The 6,660-nt window shown below is 66.6% G+C and carries 7 protein-coding genes; 3 read left to right on the plus strand and 4 right to left on the minus strand.

Going from position 1 to position 6,660, the window contains the following annotated elements; translation table 11 throughout:
- The first annotated feature begins 31 nt into the window (after positions 1–31).
- Positions 32–2,041, plus strand: a complete 2,010-nt coding sequence (locus MLE27_RS16930) for a glycosyltransferase family 4 protein (RefSeq protein ID WP_243313673.1) — start codon at positions 32–34, stop codon at positions 2,039–2,041.
- Positions 2,042–2,061: 20 nt separating this feature from the next.
- Complete coding sequence (locus MLE27_RS16935) at positions 2,062–2,853, plus strand: hypothetical protein (RefSeq protein ID WP_243313675.1); 792 nt, start codon at positions 2,062–2,064, stop codon at positions 2,851–2,853.
- A 28-nt stretch (positions 2,854–2,881) separates the two neighbouring features.
- On the opposite strand, the gene MLE27_RS16940 is transcribed toward MLE27_RS16935, so the two are convergent.
- The 4 genes from MLE27_RS16940 to MLE27_RS16955 form a co-directional block, all read right to left on the minus strand.
- A complete protein-coding gene (locus MLE27_RS16940) occupies positions 2,882–3,616 on the minus strand; it encodes a GNAT family N-acetyltransferase (protein WP_243313677.1) in 735 nt (244 codons plus the stop codon).
- Positions 3,613–4,209 (minus strand): class I SAM-dependent methyltransferase, encoded by a 597-nt coding sequence (locus MLE27_RS16945; RefSeq protein ID WP_243313679.1) that lies wholly within the window; start codon positions 4,207–4,209, stop codon positions 3,613–3,615. The genes MLE27_RS16940 and MLE27_RS16945 overlap by 4 nt, the downstream gene beginning before the upstream one ends.
- Positions 4,196–5,125: a formyltransferase family protein gene (locus MLE27_RS16950; RefSeq protein WP_243313682.1), complete on the minus strand. Its 930-nt coding sequence runs from the start codon at positions 5,123–5,125 to the stop codon at positions 4,196–4,198. The genes MLE27_RS16945 and MLE27_RS16950 overlap by 14 nt, the downstream gene beginning before the upstream one ends.
- 194 nt (positions 5,126–5,319) lie before the next feature.
- A complete protein-coding gene (locus MLE27_RS16955) occupies positions 5,320–5,631 on the minus strand; it encodes a hypothetical protein (protein WP_243313684.1) in 312 nt (103 codons plus the stop codon).
- A 638-nt stretch (positions 5,632–6,269) separates the two neighbouring features.
- Between MLE27_RS16955 and MLE27_RS16960 the strand changes: the two genes are divergently transcribed.
- Positions 6,270–6,660 (plus strand): cysteine peptidase family C39 domain-containing protein (locus MLE27_RS16960; protein WP_243313685.1); only part of this gene is annotated, 391 nt, incomplete at its 3' end.

The raw sequence follows: 6,660 nt of genomic DNA on the forward strand, positions 1-6,660 counted from the left end.
ACGGGGCAGGGCAAACAGGTACAATCATTCAATGTTGAAACATGTCGCCCCGCAAGCCCAGACGCCCGGGCGCGCCCCGCTCCTGATCCGGGAGCTCCGCTTCGCCTGGCTGCTGCGGGAGGACGTCCGCATGGGCGCGCCCATCGAAGACGCCGAAGCCCAGAAGGACTTCCAGGCCTGGTGGCTGCTGCACGCCCCGTGCGATTTCCCCGCGGCCGCGGCCCGCGTCCGCCCGGAAGACCTGCCCCACGTGAGGGATGTCGTCCGGCCCGCGCCCCCCGGCGAGGATTTCGAGTTCACCCGGTTGATGGAGGTCACCTGGCGGCAGCGCACGGACGCCCGAGCCCAGCACCCGCCGGATACGCCCGCCGGAACGGCCGGTTTCATCCGCTGGTTTTTCGTACACGGCGTGCCCGAGCACAATCTGTTCAAGTATCTCCCGGCCATGCAGGTGCGCAGGCTCAGCGCCGGGGCCTGGGCCGATGCGGCGACCGGCCAGACGGCCGGGCAGACGGCCGAGGAAGACCCCTACAGTCTGCTCCAGCTCTACTCCTGGCAGATGGACCCGGCCCTGCAAACCGAATTTCCCCTGCACACCCCGGCCGGCCGGGCGCGCTTCCTGGGCTGGTATTATTGCGAAGGGGTCAGGGCCCTGAAGCACGAGGGCTATCTGGAGCTCGATCCCCCGGCCTGGCTCGCGGAGGAGCATCCGTCCTTCCCTGGCCTCAGCCGCCTGGGCGCGCTGGCCTGGCTCTGGGCCTGCCCCGAATGCACGCCGGAGCACCTGGCCGACCCCCGCCTGCGCGAGCATGCCGCCCGCTGGTTCCATGAGGAGGCCGTGGAGCGCTACCGGCTCGGCACGCTGCTGGCCCCCGCGCCCGCTCCGCTGGCCGCGCCCGAGCCGGAGTCAAGGCGGGTCCGGTCCGGGCCGCTGCCGCCCGGGGTGAACATCGTGGGCTTCGCCAAGGGCGAGCTGGGCATCGGGGAGGATTCCCGCATGGCCGCCGCCTCCCTGGAGAGCGCCGGGGTGCCCTTCGCCGTGGTCAACGTGCGCACGGGGCCAAACACCCGCCAGCAGGACTGCGCGCTGGACGCCCACCTGCGCGAGGAGGCCCCCTACGGGGTGAACCTGTTCTGCCTCACGGGCCTGGACACGGCCAGGGTCTGGCTGGAGAAAGGCGCGGACCTGTTCGCGGGCCGCCTGAACATCGGCTACTGGCCCTGGGAGCTGCCCGAGTGGCCCGCCGTCTGGAGCGAGGCCTACGAACTGGTGGACGAAATCTGGGTTTCGAGCCGCTACACGCAGCAGGCCTTCCAGAAGAGCTCGCCCGTGCCAGTGCTGCTCATGCCCATGGCCGTCACCGTGGACAGGCTGCGGCCCTTGCCGCGCGGCGCGTTCGGGCTCCCCGATGATGCTTTTCTTTTCCTGTATGTGTTCGACTTCAACTCCTACCTGGCGCGCAAGAACCCCTGGGCCGCCCTCCGCGCTTTCCGCAAGGCCTTCCCCTCGGGGATCGAGCCCGTGCGGCTGGTGCTCAAGGTGATGAATACCAGCCCGGACGACCCCAGGTGGCAGGCGTTCAGCGCCGAGGCCTCGCGGGACCCGCGCATCCTGCACATCGGCGGCACCCTGGACCGGGGCGACGTGCTGGGCCTCTTCGCCGCCTGCGACGCCTACGTCTCCCCGCACCGCTCCGAAGGTTTCGGGCGCACCCTGGCCGAGGCCATGCTCCTGGGCAAGCCCGTGGCGGCCACGGGGTATTCCGGCAACGAGGATTTCCTCACCGCGGAGACGGGCTATCCCGTTGGCGGCAGGCTGGTGCCCGTGGGCCGGGGGGAGTATCCTTTCGGCGAAGGGCTGTATTGGGCCGAACCGGACATTGACCAGCTCGCCGCCAGCATGCGAGACATGGTCGAAAATCCGGCCCGGGCGGCCGCTCTGGCGGAGAAGGGGCGCGGGCTCATCGAGGCGCGCCATAATCCTGCCGCCGTGGGCGCGGCCTACAGGGCGCGTCTGGAACAACTGCTGGCGCGGCGATGATCGGAGCGAAGGAGGGCGACATGAGAGGGGAAAGCATGCCGGGGGCCGGAGGTGTAGGGGCGCGGTGGGCGGTCTGGCCGGAAGCCGTGAAGCCCCGCGAGGCGGAAGCCCCGGCCGCGCGGATGCAGCAGCCCTTCGCCCGGGAACCTCGCCGCCAGGAACCTTGCGCCACTGAGACGCCCATTCAGGAATCGCCCGTGCTGGAGCCCCCCGTGGAGGAGCAGGCGGCCCCTGACATTCAAATGCCCGATGCTAGGGCCTTGACGCATGAAGCTCAGGCGGCTCCGGCCTTGGAAGGCCCCAACCTGGAGCTGGCCGAACTCAAGGTGCGCTCAGAGGCCCTGGCCCGCGAGAACGAGCTGCTGCGTCAAAGGCTGGCCCTGGCGGACCGCCAGGTGGAAGTCAAGGATATGCAGATCAACGATTTCAAGGCCATAACCGAGAACCTCACCCGCCAGAACCAGGTGCTGCTCATGTTGGCCCAGGGTGTGCCCATGGAGCGCATCCTCAAGGGAGGCCAGGACATCGAGGTGCGCCCGCGGGACCATGCCGGGCAGGAGCCCTCCCGCCAAACGCCAAGGTCCGGGCCGTCCAAATCTTCCAAGCCGGGGAATGATCGCCGCCAGGCCGCCGCGCCGGTCAAGGCGGACAGAAGCCGCCTGGCCTCGATTCTGCGGGGGATGGTCAAGAAGGGGATGAGCCACCGGCTGATCGCGGAGGCCCTCAATCGTGATGGCGCCCCCACCTTGTCCGGCACCGGCGCGTGGGACAGGCGCAAGGTCGGCAAGGCTGTGGCCCTGCTGTTGGCCTGATACTGCTTGCTGCCGCTCAACCGCCGCGCTACGGCGCCCAGCCCAGGTCGGCCACGTCCCTGGGGCCGTCCTGACCTTCCAGGGCTGCCTTACGCACCGCTTCGACCCTGAATCCCCGCCTCTCGAAGAACGCCACCACACCGCCGTCCGGCAGCGCCACCGAGGTGCGCAGCCCAAGCATGCCCTGGCCCCGCGCCCAGGCCAGCATCCGCTCCACCAGCCGGGAGCCCGCGCCGTGCCCGCGCCAGGGCGGCCGCACATCCAGCAGGAAGCGGCGGCAGCCCGGGTCAGTGCCGTGTTCAGGCCCCAGGCAGAGGGCGTAGCCCACGGCCCTGCCGCAGGCCTGGGCCAGAAATACGGCCAGCGGGGCGTCAGCCTCGTTTTGCAGCCCGGCCGCATCGGGGCAGGCAGCCAGAAAACCCTGCAAGTCGGCCCTAAAGACGGAAATCTCGGGCTGTCCCAGCACCACGCTGCCCGGGGCGCCGGGAAAGCGGAATACCTCGTTGCCGAGCACGCCCAGCGCCAACGCGTGTTCCCCGCCGTCCATCACCATCGGGGGCAGCGTGAAGCTGAAGCCGCACAATTCGCAGCAGCCAAGCGCTTCGGCCACGTCTGGGCGGGACAGGTCGGCCCGGGTGCTCAGCCACAGGGTGTCGTCGAGCACGCAGCAGACCGTCAGGGGGCCTTGGCCGCCGGGCGCGGTTGCCCAGCCGGAGATCACGGGGCCAACGGCGTCGATGTGTCCGATGAGGGTTCCGCTCATGCCTGCCACCAGGGGAAGCCATGCGGTGCGGGGCAGTGGTCCGCGCAGGCCAGGGCGGTGAGGGCGAAGAGCTCAGGCCGGCGCAGCACGAAGGTCGCGGCGAAGCCGGCGCGGGCGAGGGAGGTGGTGAGGCAGGCCGCGCTGAACCCGGTGCGATGGCGCATGTGGGTGTTGCCTCCGGCGATGGCCGGGGTGAAGCCGTAGAGCACGTCCAGGATGCGCACCGGGCCCGCCGCCGAGATGTAGAGCACCCGGTGCAGGTCGCCCAGGGCGGCCTGCCGCGCCACGGCCTGGATGTCCGGGACGGTCACGAGGGCGAACCCGTCCGGGGCGAGCACGCGCCTGAACTCGCACAGCGCGGCATGCACCTCGTGCTCGGCCAGGTGCTCCAGGTTGTGGGCGGAGTAGACGGCCTGGAAGGCGGCGTCCGCCACTGGGGCCATGTCCGTGATGGAGCAGGCGATGTCAGGGGCGTGCGCCGGGTCGAGGTCCAGGCGGACCTCCTCCCATGTGTCACTGCTGAACGGCTCCGGCAGCGGAGCGGACCTTGCCGGGCCGCACCCCACATGCAGGAAGCGCCTATTCTTCGTCATCCTGCGGCTGTTTCTTGAAAACGATCAGTTTGGGGCTGCCCAGCAGGCGGCGTCCGGCCGCGGAAATGTCCACCCGGTGGGGCAGGTTGTCGCGCAGTTCCCTCGGCGGAGTCCAGGCGAAGCCCGAATAGCCGTCGCCGTGGCCCGCGTCGTGGACGTCCTGGCGGTACATGTCCGCACGGGTCACGAAATCCCTGGCGTCGTCCACGCGGATGGAAATCTCCAACCTGCGCTCGGGGTGGGCCATGTTCCAGGCCCAGCCGCGCACCTGTCCGTCGTCGGAGGCGTCCAGGTAGCCCTTCACGCCGGATTCGGTGAGCATGATGAACTTGTGCCCGTGCAGGGTGATGGAGAATTCGGCGATGTCGGGCGGGCCGAAGCTGAAGATGCGGCGGATGAATTCTTCCTGGGTGATGTCCGGCTCCAGGCTGACCATCTTGTTGAAATCGGCGCTGGACCTCTTGGTGCCGCCCCAGCAGAGGCTCTCGTCAGGAGTGAGCGGAGCGGGGTCGGCCAGCCTGGGGGCCAACTTGGAAAATAGCGCCTGTGCCGCGCGCGAGCCGAGCTGCGCGTAGATGAGCCGGTGCGCCCCCTGGGGAACGGGCAGAATCTCGGTGTCGATGATCGGGCCGTCATCGACCTTGATGGACATCACATGCGCCGTAGCTCCGAAATGGGTGGCCCGCTCGTAGCAGGCCCAGGCCTCGGGGGCTGTGCCGGGATAGTCGGGGGAGCCGGGGTGGAAGTTGTAGGTCCCGAGGTCGAACTGGGTGAGGGCGTCGGCGGGCACGATGACGTTGCTCATGAAGGATATGAGGCGGATGTTGTCCTTGGCTTTGGCCAGGCAGACCCGGAGGGTGGCCAGATCGGGAGCGTGCAGGATGGTGGCGTTGGCGCTCCTTGCCTGCAGGGACATGGCAAGGCTCTGAATATCCTCGTTGCTGCACAACAGTACAATCGTAAACGGCTTGGACGCACTCATGATGTCACCTTTGGGAAATGTTCAGGGCCAGAAAAAAATGCAGGCCGTCGATGAAACGGCCTGCATGTTGGGCTGGTGCCATCCCCCGGCGCGGCCGGGGGGGGCCAGAATCTTTGTTCGACTTGGACTTAGCGGATGGTGGTGCCGCCGAGGCCGATCAGGGGGCCGAACAGCATGATGTCGATCAGGGCATAGAACTGGGAGAAGGCCTGGAACGTCTGCAGGTTGGCGCCGGTCAGGCCGCCGGGGGCGGTGCCGCCCAGAGAGGCGTAAAGGCCGTAGGTCTGGCCGACGTAGAGCTGGCCGACGGGGCCGAGCGAGCTCAGGGTCACGTTGCTGCCCGAGGGGATCAGACCGCCGGACAGAGCAACCAACGCCGGGCTGTTGGCAAAGGACTGTACGAAAGATGTCTGGCTGAGGCCGCCACTAATCGTAGCCATGAATTTTTCCTCCGTTTTATGTGGTTGCGCGCAGTATTTTGGCTGAAGGCCTTATCACTTGATTCTTTGCCCGGAGCGGATCTCTTCGGCGATCACCGGTTTCGGGAGCCTTAAAAGTTAGCCGTCTCGGATTCAAAACTTCCTTCGACAAATATTATGTCAGACGAGGTACGTCAAGCGTTTTGTCGATATTACTCGCCGTAATAACAGCCTTTCCCATGGCCCGGGTACAAGGCCTGCCCGGCGGTGTATCGCCAGGACGGACAGGCCTGGGAAGTCACAAGTCCCGAACCTGACACCCGTATAGTCAACGCATAACCACCTTTCTCGGTTTATGGCAATATCTTTTTAATAAATCTTCAAGGAAGTGCGGTTGCCCCTCTGGAGGAAATCACGATGGAGGCCTGAGGAAATCATCGCGGCGCGAGGCTCCCTGGCGGGCAAGATCCAAGGAGAGCCAGGTACTGACTTGAAGGGGGGAGGATGAAACCTTTTATGAGAATTTTTGGCGGGTTGACAATCCGTGGCCCGGGAAGGTATCTGACAATACGGTTGTAGACATTTCATGTGCGCGCATCTGCGGGTTCCCGGCTGCCAGCCTTCCTGCGCTCGCGTCCGATAGCGAGGAACATCTCTCCATGACACAGTTTCAGCTTAACAGTGGTCTGATCTGTTATGTTCTCGTGGCACGACACTTTCACGAAGACATCACGCCTGAAAGCCTCGTTCACAAATACTCGATCGTAGAGAGCAACCTCGACCCCTCTGTGCTGGTGCGCATCGCCCGCGAAGGCGGGTTCAAGTGCAAGATGGCCACCCTCGACTGGAAGAAACTCTTCCGAGTCGGCGAGGCCTTTCCGATCATCGCCCGCTTCAATGACGGCCGCTACGTCATTCTCTCGGGCGTCCGGGGCGAGGCCCAGTCGGGCGACGTCGCCCTGATCGACCCTTCCTCCGGCAATTACCAGTTCCAGTTCTACACCCGGGAGCAGCTTGAGGCGGCTTGGTCCGGCCAGGCGATGATGATCA

Source organism: Fundidesulfovibrio agrisoli (genome assembly GCF_022808715.1).
GTDB lineage: Bacteria > Desulfobacterota > Desulfovibrionia > Desulfovibrionales > Desulfovibrionaceae > Fundidesulfovibrio > Fundidesulfovibrio agrisoli.